Here is a 16014-nt window from a genome sequence, read left to right as displayed (position 1 = left end):
TTTGGCGGACCCATGCCGGAGATTTCACGTTTTCTCGGCATCGTAATCGGGATGTTCTACAGTGAACATGGAGTCCCGCACTTCCACGCGGTCTACGGGGAGCACGAGATTTCGATAGAAATCGAATCCGGAGCCGTTCACGGAAATTTTCCTCCACGAGCGCTTCGACACGTTCTTGAATGGGCGGCCCTTCATAAGCCAGAATTGTCGGCCAACTGGGAGCTGGCCCGGCAGGGGAGGCCACTGAATCGGATTGAGCCCTTGGAGTAACACGATGGATTATCACGTTCTAGAGGCGCGGTACGTTGGCGAACACGTTGTGTGGCTTCGGTTTCGTGACGGCACGGTCGGAGAGATTGACCTCGGTCCAGCGCTGCGTGGTCCCATGTTCGAACCGCTTCGCGATCTCGCGTACTTCAAAGCGTTCACGGTTCATCGGGAGTTTCACACGCTCGTCTGGCCCAACGGCGCTGACTTTGCGCCAGAGTTTCTGCACGACAACGTGCGGATCACAGCCTAACCCACCGCTGCAGCCGACAAGCAGCACGAATACGTGCCTTGGAGGTCGCAACCATAAATAGACGCCGCTCGCGGCTGAGCGGCAGGCCCTTAGGCTCCGACGTGATTCGGATATGGTGCTTGACCCTGACAGAGATATGACACATGGGCATGCTCGGAGGTGCAACATGCCAAGGCCCACAATTGCGATATCCCTTGATGAGTCTACTCTGGAACGCCTTGGAGAAAAAGGGGAGAAGTCCCATTATTAACTGCGAGTCGGCTTGTCGATTACGGTACGGCCATGCCTCGGACAGCCAGACGCACCCCGGGCGGCATGCTGTTTCATGTCCTGAATCGGGGCAATGCCCGTGCACAAATCTTCGACGACGAGGAGGATTACCACGCGTTCCAACGCGTGCTGACGGACACGCTCTCCCAGGTCCCGATACGGATCCTGGCCTATTGCCTGATGCCCAATCACTGGCATTTCGTGCTCTGGCCGCAAGAGGAGGGCCAGGTGGGTGAGTTCATGCGTCGGTTGACCACGACACATGTGCGACGATGGCACTTGCATCGGCAGAGCGTTGGCGCCGGCCATCTCTATCAAGGGACGTACAAGTCATTCCCTATTCAGAAGGATGAGCACCTGCTGAGTGTCTGCCGGTATGTGGAGCGCAACCCTGTGCGTGCGAAGTTGGCGGAGAGGGCAGAGGAGTGGCCGTGGTCCAGCCTGTGGCAACGGCTCCACCAGGCAGAGCGCAGGGGCAAGCCGAGCCTGTCTGAGTGGCCGGTCGCTCAACCAGCGGATTGGCTGAAGTGGGTGAATCGTCCTGAGACCTCGGCCGAGCTAGAGGCGATGCGGAGCTCAGTCACGCGGGGCCGACCGTATGGAACGCCAAGCTGGCAGCGGGGGGTTACAGCCACGCTGAGGCTGGAATCCACTTTCCGTTCGCGGGGACGGCCTCGGAAGCCCTGACCTTCAGAGGTGGAAACGCCCTCCTGAACAATGGGACTTCTCCCCTTTTATTCCCCGTCTTATTCCCCGTCGATCTGTATAACACGCCAACGCTGCGTTGTGGACAGAGGTGACCAGTCTAGGAACCAACGCAAGAATTGTGCGGGAGGTGGAACTCAGTAGCGGCGTACTATGCCGGTCAGTATACTCCATAGTTGGGCGGCACAAGAACATGAGTGAGGCTGACCAACACCCTCCGGTAGGCGTAGCACACGTCGTGCTGCACACCGATCGCATGACTGAAACTGCTCAGTTCATGTGCACAATCGGGATGCGCCCCATATTCGATGGGCCAGACGTGTCGGTCTACGAGATGCGGGGTGGAACACACTTGATCATGATGAAGAGAGAGAAGATCGTCCCAGGCGAGGCTCCGTTCGATCTCATGGTTGACAACCTGCGAGACACCCATAAGCGATTCGTTTCCTTGGGGCTCTCTCCCTCGCCGATCGAGGCTCGACCGCAGATTGATCACGAAGTCTTTACGGTTCGCGAGCCGGCTGGGCACGTCATCACGTTCTTTTCAAGTCATGCCTCGGGCAAACCCATATGAAGAAACGCTTGGCGCCCAACAACGCGTTCCAGCCGACGCCTTCGCGTTGCGCGCTCGGGTTCCATCGGGTCTTCGGCCCTCGGCGCGGCTGAACGCGGGCGTTGGGCCCATTTCTAACCAGAGGGAGATAAAGCAATGAGTAAGAGAACTCTCTATGAACGCCTTGGCGGCTACGACGCCATCGCGGCAGTTTGCAACGACCTGTTGCCGCGCCTGCAAGCCGATCCGCAACTGGCCCGTTTCTGGCAGCATCGCGGAGCGGATGGTCTCAAGCGGGAGAAACAGCTCCTCATTGATTTTCTCTGTGCGAGTGCTGGAGGCCCGCTCTACTACACCGGACGCGATATGAAAATCTCCCATGCGGGTATGCGAATCAGCGAAAGCGACTGGTCGGCATTTTTGGAGCACCTCCATGCCACGCTGGCGGCGTTTCAAGTTCCACAGGCGGAACGCGACGAAGTGGTCGCCTTTATCCAAAGCACGAAAAAAGACATTATCGAAGCTTAGATACAGGCATAACAATTCGCTGAGCGCTGGCGTTGGGCTCTGGCGTGATTCGGATACAGTGCTTGACCCTGACAGAGGTATGACACATGGGCATGTTTGGAGATGCGACATGCCAAGGTCCACAATTGCGATCTCCCTCAATGCATCCACCCTGGAACACCTCGATACTCTCGTGGAGCAAGCCGCCTTTCCGAGCCGAAGTCAAGTCATTCAGGAGGTAGTGGAGGAGAAACTCGCCTGGTTGGACCGAGGCCGCTTGGACAGGGAATGTGCGAAACTCGATTTGTGTGCTTCGACAGGCTCAGCACGAACGGAGAATCTCAGTATATTCACAATGACCGCTCCGTTCGTCCTGAGGTTCTCGAAGGACGAACGAAGGCTTTTCCCGCAACCTGCTAGAGACGTTCACCGTACTTTCGGTAATGTTGCTTCTTGGCGTCAGCGATCCAATTATCCCGTTTTATACGCTCAGGATCGGTATCGAGCTTCTTGGCGATCTTCTGGATATCTTCCGGTTTCCAACGAGCGATTTGGATAAAGGTGCGGGTGCCCATTTTATTGAGAGTGTTCGCATAGGCAGGCCCGATCCCAGAGATCTTTTTGAGATCGTCCTCCTGAATGTCCTTGCCCACCTTGAGCTGTCCTGCTTTAGGACTTGGCTCGGCTCCATTCTGGCGGGGCTGACGAGGCGCTCCGATTGCCGTAGGTGTCTTAGTGCTGAGTGCTGGCCGCATTTCCTTGAGGCGTTTTTTCAGGTGTTCGATCTGCTCCTCTTTCCCTGGAATACCCTGCACCTCTCTCAATAGACCTTGCCGCTCCGCTTGAAGGTCGTGCAGCTGACGGTGAAGGCTCGCAATCTGTTCGTCTCGTTCATGCAGCTGTTGCTCGTCGAGCAGATGCTGCGCACGGAGTTCTTCCTGTGCAGCGTTTTGTTCTTGGAGCTTTGCCACCTCCACCTCGTGTTCTTTAACAGTGCGCGCGTACGCTCTTTCTCTTTCTTTGAGCGCTGACTCCTTCTCACGAAGGAGGTGGGTGACCGGCACAAGCTCTTCAATTCGACGGTCCCGCTCAGCGATAGACCGTTCGAGCTGCTGGAGCGTGCCCCGATGGGTGGCTTCACGATCACTCAGTTCCACCTCCAGTTGGTGGATGCGGTCTTGCGCCGATCCCAGCTTCTCAATCTGGGCTCGGAGTCGGTCCCGGTCGGCGAGGCCTTCGTTCAGTTGGGCGATATGCTCTCGCAGCACCAGGATTTCCCGCTCCATAACCTCCCGGACTTGATCGGTCGTCTGACAGGCTTGTTGGGCCGCACGGAGTTCTTCAGCCTGGGCCGCCGCGATCGCATCGAATTCGCCGATTTGACGGTCTCGTTCAGCGATAGACCGTTCGAGCTGCTGGAGCGTGCCTCGATGGGCGGCTTCACGATCACTCAGTTCCACCTCCAGTTGGTGGATGCGGTCTTGCGCCGATCCCAGCTTCTCAATCTGAGCTCGGAGTCGGTCCCGGTCGGCGAGGCCTTCGTTGAGTTGGGCGATATGTTCTCGCAAGGCACGAATTTTCTGTTCCATGACCTCGCGGGCTCGATCGGTCGCACGCCCGGCCTGTTGGGCCGCACGCAGTTCTTCAGCCTGGGCAGCAGCACTCGCATCGACCTCACTCACACGTTGGCGTGCCGCGACTCCCTCAGCTTCCAAGTCCGTCAGTCGTCTTGATCGTACAGACAATTCTGCTTCGAGCGCCTTCACCCGCTCGCCGCGCGCGGTGAGCTCGCGTTGGGCTGAGGTGTACAGCATCTCGGACGACATGAGCTTCTGTTCGAGAACTTGCATCGCCGAGGTCTTTACCTTCAAATCGTGCGACGTCGTCTCCAACACCTGTTCCTTGGTTCTCAATTGTTTGACGAGATCCTCGTATGGTTGCTCGATCGAATTCTTTGGAAGCCCCCGCAACAACCAACCGACCGCGAGACCGATACCAGCTGCGATGAGGAGACATCCGACCATCTGACTCATGAGTGTAATCATAGGTCATTCCGTCCTTACATCAGTATTTCGATCCGTTCATTCTGTTGGAGGCCCGGTTGCTGGCTCCCATGGGTGAGGGGGCGTGTCGAACCATAGCCGATGGTGGTAAACGGATTCGTGAGCCCGTGACTGGTCAAGTACTGCTTCACCGCTTCGGCACGTCGCCGGCTCAACTGCATATTGTACTCCGCCTCACCAACGGTATCGGTATGGCCCCCGATTTCAATCGGCGTGTCGGAAGCTCTTCGTAAGAGAACGATGATTTGGTCCAGCACCATCTGTCCTTTGGTCGTGATCGTGGCACTCTTGGGCTCAAATTCGATCGAGGATTTCGCCAGGACCTGATTCAGCAACAGCTGTAGCGCCGACAGGGGAACGGCGGTGGGAGGAGGTGATGTCGTCGGCATCACCACCACACGGTCTTCAATTCGTAAGCCCGCCCGTATCGCCGGAGCCATGGCCTGTAATACCTCAGCCTTTTCGCGATGACCGGGAACCTGACCGGTCACGACCAGCGAACGTCCATCGATGATGATGGAACCCCGCTTGGCCATCAAACCCAAGATCGGCAAGAGTTGCGGAACCTGGTCCACCCACACAGCCGCTTTGACCTGCTTATCGACGATGAACTGGTCGATCACACGCATTCGCGTTTTCGCAGCGACTGCATGAGCCTGCGCCACAATAGTGGCCCTACTGCGTTCAGTGGGCAACGAACCGCGAAGCACCAAACTGCCCTGTTCGATGCCGGCGTGAACACTGGCGTGAGTCACGGCCGTGAGCCGTGACGGAGAGGAAAGATGCCTCGGGATGCACAACACGGCGAGGACTATCAGCGCCACCACACCGCCGATGATGATCCCCGCACGCCTCATGAGAACAGCCCGCTGTAGATGATGTGCCTATTGGGGTGCGACGCGGCACGGTACCACAATTGATGATGTGTGTACTAGGGTGAGATTCGACCAGTCAAGCAGACTCAGCAGAAGGGCGCACCGGTTCTCTTTGCTACCCGGCCAGGGCTGACCACTTGAGCGGTTAGACGATGAAGCCATCCACACAGAACGTGTCGCCATGGTCGGTCATTGCCACAGCCGGTTGGTTGAAGGATTTGATTTTGCGGGCCAGACAGGGGAGGATCTCATAGAGACGCCGGCAAAGAACCGTGTCATGTGAGGTTGCTAGACCCGTTCCCCGTATTTTCGGTAGTGTTGCTTTTTGGCGTCAGCGATCCAATTTTCCCGTTTAATGCGCTCTGGGTCGGCATCGAGCTTCTTTGCGATTTTTTCAATGTCTTCTGGTTTCCAACGAGCGATCTGGATAAACGTGCGGGTGCCCATTTTATTGAGGGTGTCAGCGAAGACCGGTCCGATCCCGCAGATCTTTTTAAGATCGTCCTCCTGAACGTTCTTACTGACTTTGGGCTGTCTGCCTTGAGCATTCGACACAGCGCCATTCTGGCTTGACTGACGAGGCCCTGAGGTTGCTGGAGCTGTGTTCGCACGAAGTGCCGTTCGCAGTTCTCTGAATCGTTTTTGCAGGCGATCGATCTGCTCATCTTTCCCTGGAATGCTCTGTACCTCTTGTAATAGCTTGTGACGCTCCGCTTGAAGATCCTGTAGCTGACGCTGGAGACTCGCGATCTGCTCGTCTCGTTCATGCAGCTGTTGTTCATTGAGCAGAAGTTGTTCACGGAGTTGTTCCTGTGCCGCGCATTGCTCTTGGAGCTTTGTCATTTCTGTCTTGTGTTCTTGAACAGTGCGCGCGTATTTTTTATCCCATTCCTTGATCTCTGCTCCCTTCTCGCGAAGGAGATGGGTGACGGGCACCAGCTCTTCGATCCGCCGGTCTCGCTGCGCGATGGCCCCTTCGAACTGCTGGAGCGTGCCCCGATGGGCGGCCTCCCGATCACTCAGCTCGACCTCCAGCCGATGGACACGGTCTTGCATCGACGCCAACTTCTTGACCTGGGCGCGGAGTTGGTCCCGGTCGGCGAGCCCTTCGTTGAGTTGGGCGATATGCTCTCGCAGGACGCGGATCTCCTCCTTCAAGACCTCCTGAGCTTGTTCGGCGCCCCGACAGGTCTGTTGAGCTCCGTGCAGTTCGTCCCTCTGGGCGGCCGCAGTCGCCTCGAACTCACTGATCCGCCGGTCTCGCTCCGCCATGGCCCCTTCGAACTGCAGGAGCGTACCCCGATGGGCCGCTTCTCGATCACTCAACTCCACCTCCAGCTGATGGACGCGGTCTTGCACTGACTCCAGTTTCTCCAGATGAGCACGGAGACGGTCTCGGTCGGCGAGGCCTTCGTTGAGTTGGGTAATATGGTCTCGTAGGACGCGAATTTCCTCCTTCAAGACCTCGTGCGTGTGTTCGGCGGCCCGACAGGCCTGCTGCACCCCGCGAAGCTCGTCCAGCTGGGCGGCCGCGCTCGCGTCGAACTCACTGATCCGTCGGTCTCGCTCCGCGATGGCCCCTTCGAACTGCTGGAGCGTGCCCCGATGGGCGGCTTCCCGATCACTCAGCTCGACCTCCAGCTGATGGACGCGGTCTTGCATCGACGCCAACTTCTTGACCTGGGCACGGAGTTGGTCCCGATCGGCGAGCCCTTCGTTGAGTTGGGCGATATGCTCGCGCAGGACACGGATCTCCTCCTTCAAGACCTCCTGAGCTTGTTCGGCGCCCCGACAGGTCTGTTGAGCTCCGTGCAGTTCGTCCCTCTGGGCGGCCGCAGTCGCCTCGAACTCACTGATCCGCCGGTCTCGCTCCGCCATGGCCCCTTCGAACTGCAGGAGCGTACCCCGATGGGCCGCTTCTCGATCACTCAACTCCACCTCCAGCTGATGGACGCGGTCTTGCACTGACTCCAGTTTCTCCAGATGAGCACGGAGACGGTCTCGGTCGGCGAGGCCTTCGTTGAGTTGGGTAATATGGTCTCGTAGGACGCGAATTTCCTCCTTCAAGACCTCGTGCGTGTGTTCGGCGGCCCGACAAGCCTGTTGAGCCCCGTGCAGTTCGTCCCTTTGGGCGGCCGCAGTCGCCTCGAACTCACTGATCCGCCGGTCTCGCTCCGCCATGGCCCCTTCGAACTGCAGGAGCGTACCCCGATGGGCGGCTTCCCGACCACTCAGCTCCACCTCCAACTGATGGACGCGGTCCTGCACTGACTCCAGTTTCTCCAGGTGAGCACGGAGACGGTCTCGGTCGGCGAGGCCTTCGTTGAGTTGGGCGATATGCTCTCGCAGGACCCGGATTTCCTCCTTCAAGACCTCGTGCGTGTGTTCGGCAGTCTGACAAGCCTGTTGAGCCCCGCGAAGTTCGTTGACCAGGGCAGCAACGGTCGAATTGAGCTCACTCACGCGTTGGCGTGCCGCAACTCCTTCAGCTTCCACGTCCGTCAGCCGTTTCGACCGTACAGCCGATTCTGCTTCGAGCGTTTTCAGTTGCTCACCGCGGGCGGTCAGCTCTCGTTGGGCTGACGAGAACTGTGTCTCGGACGACATGATCTTCTGTTCGAGAACCTGCAAGGCTGCAGTCTTCACTTTCAAATCGTGTGACGTTGTCTCCAGCGCCCGTTCCTTGGCCCGTAATAGATTGGCAAGCTCCTGGTATTGTTGCTCGAGAGAATCCTTTGGGGGGGGCTGCAACCATCTGCTTAGTGTGCTCATAGTGTATTCAGTCCTTACATCAGCAATTCGATGCGGTGGTTCCGTTGAAGGCTTGCTTGAGGTCTCCCATATGAGGGAGACCTGTCAAATCATTGCTCATGATGATCACCGGATTCGTGAACCTGTGACTGGTCATGTACAGCTTGATAGGTTTGGCGGGGGGTGGGATGCACACCACGGGGGAGAAGGATCAGGGCAACGACACCGCCGGTGAGAATCCCCGCACGCCTCATGAGCTCAGTCCGCTGTGGATGATGTGACGACTAGGGTGCGAGGCGTCACGGTACCACATTTGATAATAAATGTACTAGGCTAAGATTTGCCACTCAAGCAGGCGGCTGCACAGGCACTGTTGAGGTGAAGGGCCTCTATCAACCATTCGAGAGGATTGCGAATGGCCGCCGTATGGGAATCACGGTGGACGATCTTGAGAAGGCACCGGTACAGCGCCTATCTCATCACGCATCCCGGTCTATAATCTCTAAGAAGGATAGAACAACAGGGGAATTCATCAGCTTCATCATGGACGTAGGAACGATATGCTGTACCCCTGCCATCCTACACGAAGATGAACTGGAGAGAATTCCCCTCCGCTGGTGGGCCATCATGCTCCGTGGGTTGCTCGGTATTCTCCTCGGCATCGTTGCGTTCTTCATGCCGGTTGCCACCTTGCTCGCGCTCTTCTATCTGTTCGGAGCCTATGTCTTCTTTGACGGAGTCTTCAAGCTCCTGCTTCAATTTTCTCGCTGGAATTGTGACCCCGTTCGGTGTAAGCCAAGACATGGCGAAGAAGCAGAGTGCGGGGATCCTGCTTTATCGATTACGCACCCGCGCGATCCAAGCACTGCTGGTCCATCCCGGCGGTCCCTTCTGGGCAAAGAAGGATGATGGGGCCTGGTCGATTCCGAAGGGCGAGTATGAGGAAGGTGCTGATGCGCTGGAGGCTGCCAAGCGGGAATTTCACGAAGAAACAGGTTGTGAAGTTCATGGCGAGACTGTTCCTCTGATGCCTCTGCGCCAACCAAGCGGGAAAGTCATTTCGGTCTGGGCAGTGGCCGGCGATCTCGACACGACGTCGATTCGGAGCACCAGTTTCCGGATGGAGTGGCCACCGAAGTCTGGAACGCTTCAAGAATTTCCAGAGGTCGATCGCGCCGAATGGTTTGACCTCTCCACCGCACATCGAAAGATCCTTCCGGGTCAGCGTCCGTTTCTTGCTCAACTGGAGCAGATGGTCCAAGAACGAATCGATTGAGCGAGAAAGAGGTCATCAGTCAATTTCTCTGTATGGGGGTACTATGGAACCGGCTGGCGTGGCGTTTCTCTTCGACCTTGACGGGACTCTGATAGACAGCGTGTATCAACATGTGTTGGCGTGGAGAGAGGCCACACAGGCGGTCGGCATCGAATTACCCGTCTGGCGCATCCATCGTCAGATCGGTATGAGCGGTGGTCTGATGCTCCATGCGTTGCTGCGTGAAACCGGCCGACCTGTTTCGAAAGAGGACGCACAGCAGATCCAGAAGGTTCACCGAGAGGCCTATGCCAGGCAGACATCTTCCCTTCGTGTCTTGCCTGGCACACATGAGCTCTTGGCCACCTTAGCGCGCCATCGCGTTCCGCATGCCATTGCGACCAGCGGACGGATGGAGAACGCCCGCCACGCCCTCGAGCTATTGAAACTTGCCCAGGATGTCCCTATCGTTACGCGGGATGATGTTCGGTTTGCCAAACCCGATCCCGATCTCTTTTTAGAGGCAGGGAAGCGGTTGAACGTGCCGATGAGTCGTTGTGTCATCGTGGGCGACAGCGTCTGGGATTTGTTGGCGGCTCGACGTGCCTCTGCTCTTTCGGTCGGCCTCTTATCCGGCGGCTATGGACAAGACGAACTGGAGCGGGCTGGTGCCTATCGAGTGTACCAAGATCCGGCGGACCTCCTGAGGCACCTCGACGAAGTGGGGCTCCGGCTGGCATCTGAGCAGATCTAAAGGCTCGGCAGAAGCGTTGCAGCTTGTATGGACGGATAAAGGAGCAATCGTTGATGAGCGAGGAAACGCGGGGTGACAACGAGACATCGAATCGAACGCCGGCCTCGCCATCGTTAAACCGGCGTCAGTTCCTGGCTGGCGGCGCCTCGTTGCTGGCAATGGGTACATCGGCGGCGCTGTCGGGCGTGCAAGCCGAAGAGCGAAGTGAACCGATCGATCCCACGCACGTGCCTGGTGCTTCGCCGCGCCCTTATGGTGAGCGATCGCCTTTTGAAAAGCCGACGCGCTTAGTCGCCAGCGCCTCTTCGACCACTCCGCTCCAGGACCTGCAAGGAGTCATTACCCCGTCTTCCCTCCATTTTGAACGGCACCATAATGGTGTGCCGGCCATCGATCCGTCCCGCCATCGCCTGCTGGTGCATGGACTAGTGGACCGGCCGATGATCTTCACGGTCGAGGAGCTGAAGCGATTTCCGTCTGTCTCCCGCATCGCCTTCCTTGAATGTTCAGGTAACAGCCGAGATGGGTGGGATGAGGCGCAGGATTTGACCGTCCAGCAACTGCATGGCTTAACGAGCACCAGTGAGTGGACCGGCATCAAACTCTCGACATTGTTGGAAGCGGCAGAGATTCAGCGAGAAGCGACATGGATGTTGGCTGAAGGGGGAGATGCGGCCGCACTAGCTCGCAGTGTGCCGCTCACCGATGAAGTGCTGAACGAAGCCATGGTGTGCTATGGCCAGAATGGCGAAGCGTTGCGGCCGGAACAGGGATATCCCCTGCGGCTGCTCTTGCCAGGTTTCGAGGGCAACATCAATGTGAAGTGGCTGAGGCGGTTGAAGCTCGGATCGGCCCCATTCATGACGAGATGGGAGACGGCGAAATACACGGACCTCATGCCGGATGGGAAAGCCTATCAGTTCAGCCTCGTCATGGAGGCCAAGTCCGTTATCACGAGACCTTCCGGGCAACAGCAGCTACGACCTGGTTTCCACGAAATTCAGGGACTGGCCTGGAGCGGGCGAGGATGCATCACAACAGTGGAGGTCAGTATTGATGCTGGGAGGACCTGGCAGGCAGCACGCCTACAAGAACCTGTGTTACCCAAGTGTCATACACGTTTTCGTCTGTCATGGAAATGGGATGGTCAAGAGACCATCATTCAGAGTCGATGCACGGATGTCACGGGATACCAGCAGCCAACCCGCGAATCGCTCATCAGGGTACGAGGCACCCATTCCAGCTACCATTACAACGGTATTCAAAGTTGGAAGATCGGAGGGGATGGTGTTGTGAAGAATACATATGCATAAATTTCTGCCGGTCCTTTCTGCCATGTTCATGAGCCTCACGTTTTCAGTCACACCGGCGGTCGCGTCGGCTGATCAGCAAGAACCGGGTTATGGACTGGGGCGCCCTGCGACGATTCGAGACATCCAAGCCTGGAACATCGATGTCTCGCCGAATGGCCAAGAATTGCCTCCGGGCTCTGGCACTGTAAAGCAGGGGAGGCATATTTACGCAGTGAAATGCGCCGGCTGCCATGGGCCGACGGGTAAGGAAGGACCGAATGATGTGCTGGTGGGCGGACAGAACAGTCTGGCGACATCCAAGCCGCTCAAGACGATCGGGAGCTATTGGCCCTACACGACGACCTTGTACGACTATCTCCGTCGGGCCATGCCCTTCAACGCGCCTCAGTCTCTCACTCCCGATGAAATCTACGCGCTTATCGCCTGGTTGCTGCAGCAAAACGGAATCGTCGCAGAGGACGCCTTCCGAGTCTAACGCTTCAGAATGCCCAGAATCGTTTTGCCGACGTGAGTTCCGGTCAACCGAAAGACGCAATGGACTTTCCTGTCGGCTTTCGACAATCATTAACTCATCATTAACTTATGGAGGAATTATTATGAAACGCACAGGATCTGCGGTATGGCAAGGTGATTTGAAGAACGGCAAGGGTACGGTCTCTACGGAAAGTGGAGTCTTATCACAGACACAATACTCGTTTTCGACGAGGTTCGAGAGCGGCAAAGGGACAAATCCTGAAGAACTGGTCGCCGCCGCCCATGCCGGTTGCTTCACCATGGCGCTCTCGGCTCAATTGGGCGAGGCCGGTCTGACTCCGGAGAAGCTGGAAACGACGGCCACCGTCACCTTCGATAAGGTGGAGGCCGGCTGGACCGTGACAAACATCGCTCTGAGCGTCAAAGGCAAGGTGCCCAAGGCCGATGAAGCGGCCTGGAACAAGGCCACGCAAACGGCTAAGACCGGCTGTCCGATTTCTCGGCTCTTGAACACAACGATCACGATGGATGCCAAGTTGGAATGGTGATCGTTGTGGCTGTTCGTCCCGATCTCGAAAGGCCACGGCTTGGTTATTACAACGGGTAGAGATGACTGACATGCCACGACTGAAGGACAAAGTTGCGATCGTCACCGGCAGCAGCAGCGGAATTGGAAAGGCCATTGCCCTTCGGTTTGGCCAGGAAGGGGCAAAGGTCGTCGTAACCGCGAGACGGTTGGCATTGTGTGAGCAGACCGTTTCACAAATCAAGAAGCAGGGTGGGGAGGCGTGGCCGATTCAGACCGATGTTGCTGACGAGCAGCAGGTGGAACGACTGATCTCCGATACGGTTAATCGCTATGGTCGGATCGATATTCTTGTGAACAATGCCGGTATCGGTGGTGGGGGGCGTTTGGCTGACACAAGCACCGAGGCATTCGATCAGGTGATGAGCGTCAATTTGCGCGGCACGTTCCTCTGCTGCCGGGCCGGCTTCCGACAGATGAAGCAGCAGGGCGGCGGAGTGATTATCAACATGTCGAGCGTGGCTGGTGTGCAAGCCTGGGCTGGCACCGGGACATATAGCGCCTCGAAACACGGCATCATGGCATTGACCAAATCATTGGCCGACGAAGGCCGGCCCTACCACATCAAAGTCAGCGCCATCTGTCCAGGGGCTGTTGCAGACGAGTTGGTAGACGCATCTCCAGCGGACATCGAGCAGAGCGAAAAGATCGATCCCTTTGACATCGCGGAAGCGGCGGTGTTCCTCTCGACGCTAGGGATGTATGCCGTGGTGCATCAGATCGTTATTGATCGCTTAGGCGCTGAATGGTGAAGCGCCTCAAGCGAGATCGAGAGTTTTCTGTACCAATGGCAATTACGGGCTACAGGAGGTCAGCATTACTGGGAGAACAGCTCGGTTAAGTAGGTATGGGCTCATCCTTCAGGCTGCGAACCCGTAGATGTGGTGGATATCACGAATTTCGCTCGCGCAGAACCTTACGTACGCACTTTCTGATGATCGTCCCTCCGTCTGCGAAGGTTCGTTCCGATGCGAGCCCGCTCTCCTTCATACCCGAGAGCCGTATAGTACAGCGCGCGATCAAAAAACTGACTGAGCACCTGCATGAGTTCCAACTCACCGTGCAACTCGACCGCGCTGTCGGACAACCCTTCACGCCGGACAAAGGCCACCATGTGCTCCCTGGTCGCGGTGATCGCCCAGAGGAAATGGCTATAGGCGACACCTTGCGAGGCCCGACGGGCGCCCAGCTCTGTGTAGCGGCGCTCGATTTCAGCCTCCGTCATATCCATCAGCCAATTATTCAAGTTCTGGTAGATCTCACGGGTGCGGGCTTGGAGTTCGTTTGGTGGGACCTTGCGCAGATCGCTACAGCGGTGAGAACTCCACACTTTCTCGCTGAGCTCATGAGCAAGCTGTTCGGAGTTCTTCTCGATCAGTTTCACCAGCCGACCAGCCAGCATAGCGTACCTCCATAGTAAGTGGTCATGTAAGGGGATGCGTGGGGATTCCTCATCGCCGAGGAGACATTACTTGAATTATAGCACCAACGTCAATGACACGTTTGTCGAGGTTGAGGCTGGTAAATGCCGTACTTCCACTTCGATGTACGGGAGTATGCCAGACAAGGAGCGGGCCGGGATTCAACCGGCTCCGCCGACCCCGTCACGGTCGATAGAAGTTCTATTTCAGATAGGACAGTCGGCTGCATGTCGCCTTGAACTTACCCCACCCATTTGCTATTCTTCGCCCGCCTTTCGTAGTCGACGGAGCTCTTCCACCTCACACACGATTTTTAAGGAGTACTCACATGGCCGGCATCAAGCGGGCGTTAATCAGTGTTTCAGATAAGACCGGAGTCATCGAGATGGCCAAGGGGCTGGAAGCGTTTGGCGCGGAAATTTTGTCCACGGGAGGAACAGCCAAAGCGTTGCGCGACGCGGGAGTGAACGTCACGGATGTCGCGGCCTATACGGGATCACCGGAGATTCTCGATGGTCGGGTGAAAACGTTGCACCCCAAGATTCATGGCGGCTTGCTGGGACGCCGGTCGCTTCCGGCGCATGTCGAGCAGATGAATCAACATGGGATCGGCCCGATCGATGTGGTGGTGGTCAATCTCTACCCCTTCGAAGCCACGATCGTCAAGCCCGATTGCCGTTTCGAGGATGCCATCGAAAATATCGATATCGGCGGCCCGTCCATGTTGCGGTCGGCGGCCAAGAATCATGATGATGTGTTGGTCGTCGTCGATCCAGCCGATTATTCGCGAGTACTGGAGGCGGTGAACAGCAAGGCGGTGACACCGGCGCTGCGTCGTGAGTTGGCGATGAAGGTCTTCCAGCATACGTCACGCTATGACGGATTGATCGCCGGCTATCTGGAGAAACATGTGAAAGGCGGGGAGGTCAAGTTCCCGAAAGTGTTGTCGCTTCAGTTTGAGTTGGCTGAATCCCTCCGCTACGGGGAGAATCCTCACCAGCAAGGCGCGTTCTACCGAGAATTGGACAGCAAGGAACCTTCTGTTTCTCGTGGGAAGATCTTGCACGGCAAGGCGATGTCCTACAATAACTTCCTCGATGCGAATTCCGCGCTCGAGTTGGTGAAGGAGTATGAAGAGACTGCGGTCGCGATCATCAAGCACAATAATCCCTGTGGTGTGGCGCTCGGTGAGACGCCGGTGGAGGCGTACGTCAAGGCCAGAGAGACGGATCCCGTGTCTGCCTTCGGCGGCGTGATTGCCTTCAACCGGCCGGTGGATCTGGCTGCTGCCAAGGAAATCACCTCCACGTTTGTTGAGGTCGTGATCGCTCCAGGGTTTGTTGAAGAGGCATTGGCCGAATTGAGGCGAAAGAAGGATCTGCGTTTGTTGGATGTGGGCCCGCTGACAAAGGTGAAGCAGGAAGGGTTCGATCTGAAAAAACTTGTCGGCGGGCTCATCGTACAGGATCGGGACCTCGGTGTCTTGTCGGATCTTCGGACGCTTGCAGTGCCGACCATCCGTAAGCCGACAAATGAAGAATATGCCGCTTGTGCGTTTGCGTGGAAAGTCTGCAAACACGTCAAGTCCAACGCCATCATCTATGCCAAGCCGGGCCAGACCATCGGCATCGGGGCAGGACAGATGAGCCGCGTAGATTCCGTGAAGTTGGCGGCCATGAAAGCGCAAATACCGATTAAAGACTGTGTCATGGCTTCGGACGCGTTCTTTCCGTTCCGCGATGGCCTGGATGCTGCAGCCGAAGTCGGCATTACGGCCGTCATTCAACCGGGCGGATCGATCCGAGATACAGAAGTGGTCAAGGCCGCGGATGAACATGGGATGGCGATGATTTTGACGGGCATGCGGCATTTCCGCCATTGATCGACAGCTGAAAATGGTCTCTCGCTGCGTTCTCGGTCGCCCGTCCACCTCAACGTACCAGAAAACGTACGCCTCGGTGTCCGAG

The 16014-nt window shown here is 57.1% G+C and carries 17 protein-coding genes; 12 read left to right on the top strand and 5 right to left on the bottom strand.

Features of this window, described 5'->3' with window-relative positions; all coding sequences use genetic code 11:
- The first annotated feature begins 12 nt into the window (after positions 1 to 12).
- The 5 genes from P0120_14315 to P0120_14295 all read left to right on the top strand — a co-directional run bounded on the left by P0120_14315 (position 13) and on the right by P0120_14295 (position 2576).
- A complete protein-coding gene (locus P0120_14315) occupies positions 13 to 270 on the top strand; it encodes a DUF4160 domain-containing protein (GenBank protein MDF0675493.1) in 258 nt (85 codons plus the stop codon).
- Positions 271 to 274: 4 nt separating this feature from the next.
- Complete coding sequence (locus P0120_14310) at positions 275 to 520, top strand: DUF2442 domain-containing protein (GenBank protein MDF0675492.1); 246 nt, start codon at positions 275 to 277, stop codon at positions 518 to 520.
- A gap of 282 nt (positions 521 to 802) precedes the next feature.
- A complete protein-coding gene (locus P0120_14305) occupies positions 803 to 1477 on the top strand; it encodes a transposase (GenBank protein ID MDF0675491.1) in 675 nt (224 codons plus the stop codon).
- A 211-nt stretch (positions 1478 to 1688) separates the two neighbouring features.
- Entirely contained in the window at positions 1689 to 2069 is a 381-nt protein-coding gene (locus tag P0120_14300) for a hypothetical protein (protein MDF0675490.1), read from the top strand.
- Positions 2070 to 2204: 135 nt separating this feature from the next.
- Positions 2205 to 2576: a group 1 truncated hemoglobin gene (locus P0120_14295; protein ID MDF0675489.1), complete on the top strand. Its 372-nt coding sequence runs from the start codon at positions 2205 to 2207 to the stop codon at positions 2574 to 2576.
- 395 nt (positions 2577 to 2971) lie between these two features.
- Here P0120_14295 and P0120_14290 read toward each other — a convergent pair whose 3' ends face one another.
- The 4 genes from P0120_14290 to P0120_14275 all read right to left on the bottom strand — a co-directional run bounded on the left by P0120_14290 (position 2972) and on the right by P0120_14275 (position 9048).
- Positions 2972 to 4600, bottom strand: a complete 1629-nt coding sequence (locus P0120_14290; GenBank protein ID MDF0675488.1) for a hypothetical protein — start codon at positions 4598 to 4600, stop codon at positions 2972 to 2974.
- A 14-nt stretch (positions 4601 to 4614) separates the two neighbouring features.
- A complete protein-coding gene (locus P0120_14285; GenBank protein MDF0675487.1) occupies positions 4615 to 5475 on the bottom strand; it encodes an OmpA family protein in 861 nt (286 codons plus the stop codon).
- Between the two features lie 306 nt (positions 5476 to 5781).
- Positions 5782 to 8265 (bottom strand): hypothetical protein, encoded by a 2484-nt coding sequence (locus tag P0120_14280; GenBank protein ID MDF0675486.1) that lies wholly within the window; start codon positions 8263 to 8265, stop codon positions 5782 to 5784.
- A 558-nt stretch (positions 8266 to 8823) separates the two neighbouring features.
- A complete protein-coding gene (locus P0120_14275; GenBank protein MDF0675485.1) occupies positions 8824 to 9048 on the bottom strand; it encodes a hypothetical protein in 225 nt (74 codons plus the stop codon).
- Between P0120_14275 and P0120_14270 the strand changes: the two genes are divergently transcribed.
- The 6 genes from P0120_14270 to P0120_14245 all read left to right on the top strand — a co-directional run bounded on the left by P0120_14270 (position 9047) and on the right by P0120_14245 (position 13378).
- A complete protein-coding gene (locus P0120_14270) occupies positions 9047 to 9520 on the top strand; it encodes an NUDIX domain-containing protein (GenBank protein MDF0675484.1) in 474 nt (157 codons plus the stop codon). The two genes, P0120_14275 and P0120_14270, sit on opposite strands and share 2 nt — an antisense overlap.
- Positions 9521 to 9563: 43 nt before the next feature.
- Complete coding sequence (locus tag P0120_14265) at positions 9564 to 10253, top strand: HAD family hydrolase (GenBank protein ID MDF0675483.1); 690 nt, start codon at positions 9564 to 9566, stop codon at positions 10251 to 10253.
- A gap of 53 nt (positions 10254 to 10306) precedes the next feature.
- On the top strand, positions 10307 to 11566 hold the full coding sequence (soxC, locus tag P0120_14260) for a sulfite dehydrogenase (protein MDF0675482.1): 1260 nt from the start codon (positions 10307 to 10309) through the stop codon (positions 11564 to 11566).
- On the top strand, positions 11559 to 12041 hold the full coding sequence (locus P0120_14255; protein ID MDF0675481.1) for a cytochrome c: 483 nt from the start codon (positions 11559 to 11561) through the stop codon (positions 12039 to 12041). The genes soxC and P0120_14255 overlap by 8 nt, the downstream gene beginning before the upstream one ends.
- Positions 12042 to 12162: 121 nt before the next feature.
- Positions 12163 to 12588: an OsmC family protein gene (locus P0120_14250; GenBank protein ID MDF0675480.1), complete on the top strand. Its 426-nt coding sequence runs from the start codon at positions 12163 to 12165 to the stop codon at positions 12586 to 12588.
- Positions 12589 to 12658: 70 nt separating this feature from the next.
- A complete protein-coding gene (locus P0120_14245) occupies positions 12659 to 13378 on the top strand; it encodes an SDR family NAD(P)-dependent oxidoreductase (GenBank protein ID MDF0675479.1) in 720 nt (239 codons plus the stop codon).
- A 164-nt stretch (positions 13379 to 13542) separates the two neighbouring features.
- Here P0120_14245 and P0120_14240 read toward each other — a convergent pair whose 3' ends face one another.
- On the bottom strand, positions 13543 to 14028 hold the full coding sequence (locus P0120_14240; protein MDF0675478.1) for a hypothetical protein: 486 nt from the start codon (positions 14026 to 14028) through the stop codon (positions 13543 to 13545).
- A gap of 347 nt (positions 14029 to 14375) precedes the next feature.
- Between P0120_14240 and purH the strand changes: the two genes are divergently transcribed.
- Positions 14376 to 15929 carry a bifunctional phosphoribosylaminoimidazolecarboxamide formyltransferase/IMP cyclohydrolase gene (gene purH / locus P0120_14235; GenBank protein MDF0675477.1) on the top strand — a complete coding sequence of 518 codons (1554 nt, stop codon included), beginning with the start codon at positions 14376 to 14378 and terminating at the stop codon, positions 15927 to 15929.
- The last annotated feature ends 85 nt before the right edge of the window (positions 15930 to 16014 follow it).

Source organism: Nitrospira sp. (assembly GCA_029194675.1).
In the GTDB taxonomy this organism is placed as follows: domain Bacteria; phylum Nitrospirota; class Nitrospiria; order Nitrospirales; family Nitrospiraceae; genus Nitrospira_D.
This window is presented reverse-complemented; position numbering and strand designations above follow the sequence as displayed.

Bases quoted from the DNA above. Each gene is read 5' to 3' on its own strand.
- purH (MDF0675477.1), top strand. From the start codon at position 14,376: ATGGCCGGCATCAAGCGGGCGTTAATCAGTGTTTCAGATAAGACCGGA.
- P0120_14300 (MDF0675490.1), top strand. From the start codon at position 1,689: ATGAGTGAGGCTGACCAACACCCTCCGGTAGGCGTAGCACACGTCGTG.
- P0120_14295 (MDF0675489.1), top strand. From the start codon at position 2,205: ATGAGTAAGAGAACTCTCTATGAACGCCTTGGCGGCTACGACGCCATC.
- P0120_14280 (MDF0675486.1), bottom strand. From the start codon at position 8,265: ATGAGCACACTAAGCAGATGGTTGCAGCCCCCCCCAAAGGATTCTCTC.
- P0120_14275 (MDF0675485.1), bottom strand. From the start codon at position 9,048: ATGTCTTGGCTTACACCGAACGGGGTCACAATTCCAGCGAGAAAATTG.
- soxC (MDF0675482.1), top strand. From the start codon at position 10,307: ATGAGCGAGGAAACGCGGGGTGACAACGAGACATCGAATCGAACGCCG.
- P0120_14265 (MDF0675483.1), top strand. From the start codon at position 9,564: ATGGAACCGGCTGGCGTGGCGTTTCTCTTCGACCTTGACGGGACTCTG.
- P0120_14310 (MDF0675492.1), top strand. From the start codon at position 275: ATGGATTATCACGTTCTAGAGGCGCGGTACGTTGGCGAACACGTTGTG.
- P0120_14270 (MDF0675484.1), top strand. From the start codon at position 9,047: ATGGCGAAGAAGCAGAGTGCGGGGATCCTGCTTTATCGATTACGCACC.
- P0120_14255 (MDF0675481.1), top strand. From the start codon at position 11,559: ATGCATAAATTTCTGCCGGTCCTTTCTGCCATGTTCATGAGCCTCACG.
- P0120_14290 (MDF0675488.1), bottom strand. From the start codon at position 4,600: ATGATTACACTCATGAGTCAGATGGTCGGATGTCTCCTCATCGCAGCT.
- P0120_14245 (MDF0675479.1), top strand. From the start codon at position 12,659: ATGCCACGACTGAAGGACAAAGTTGCGATCGTCACCGGCAGCAGCAGC.
- P0120_14250 (MDF0675480.1), top strand. From the start codon at position 12,163: ATGAAACGCACAGGATCTGCGGTATGGCAAGGTGATTTGAAGAACGGC.
- P0120_14285 (MDF0675487.1), bottom strand. From the start codon at position 5,475: ATGAGGCGTGCGGGGATCATCATCGGCGGTGTGGTGGCGCTGATAGTC.
- P0120_14240 (MDF0675478.1), bottom strand. From the start codon at position 14,028: ATGCTGGCTGGTCGGCTGGTGAAACTGATCGAGAAGAACTCCGAACAG.
- P0120_14315 (MDF0675493.1), top strand. From the start codon at position 13: ATGCCGGAGATTTCACGTTTTCTCGGCATCGTAATCGGGATGTTCTAC.
- P0120_14305 (MDF0675491.1), top strand. From the start codon at position 803: ATGCCTCGGACAGCCAGACGCACCCCGGGCGGCATGCTGTTTCATGTC.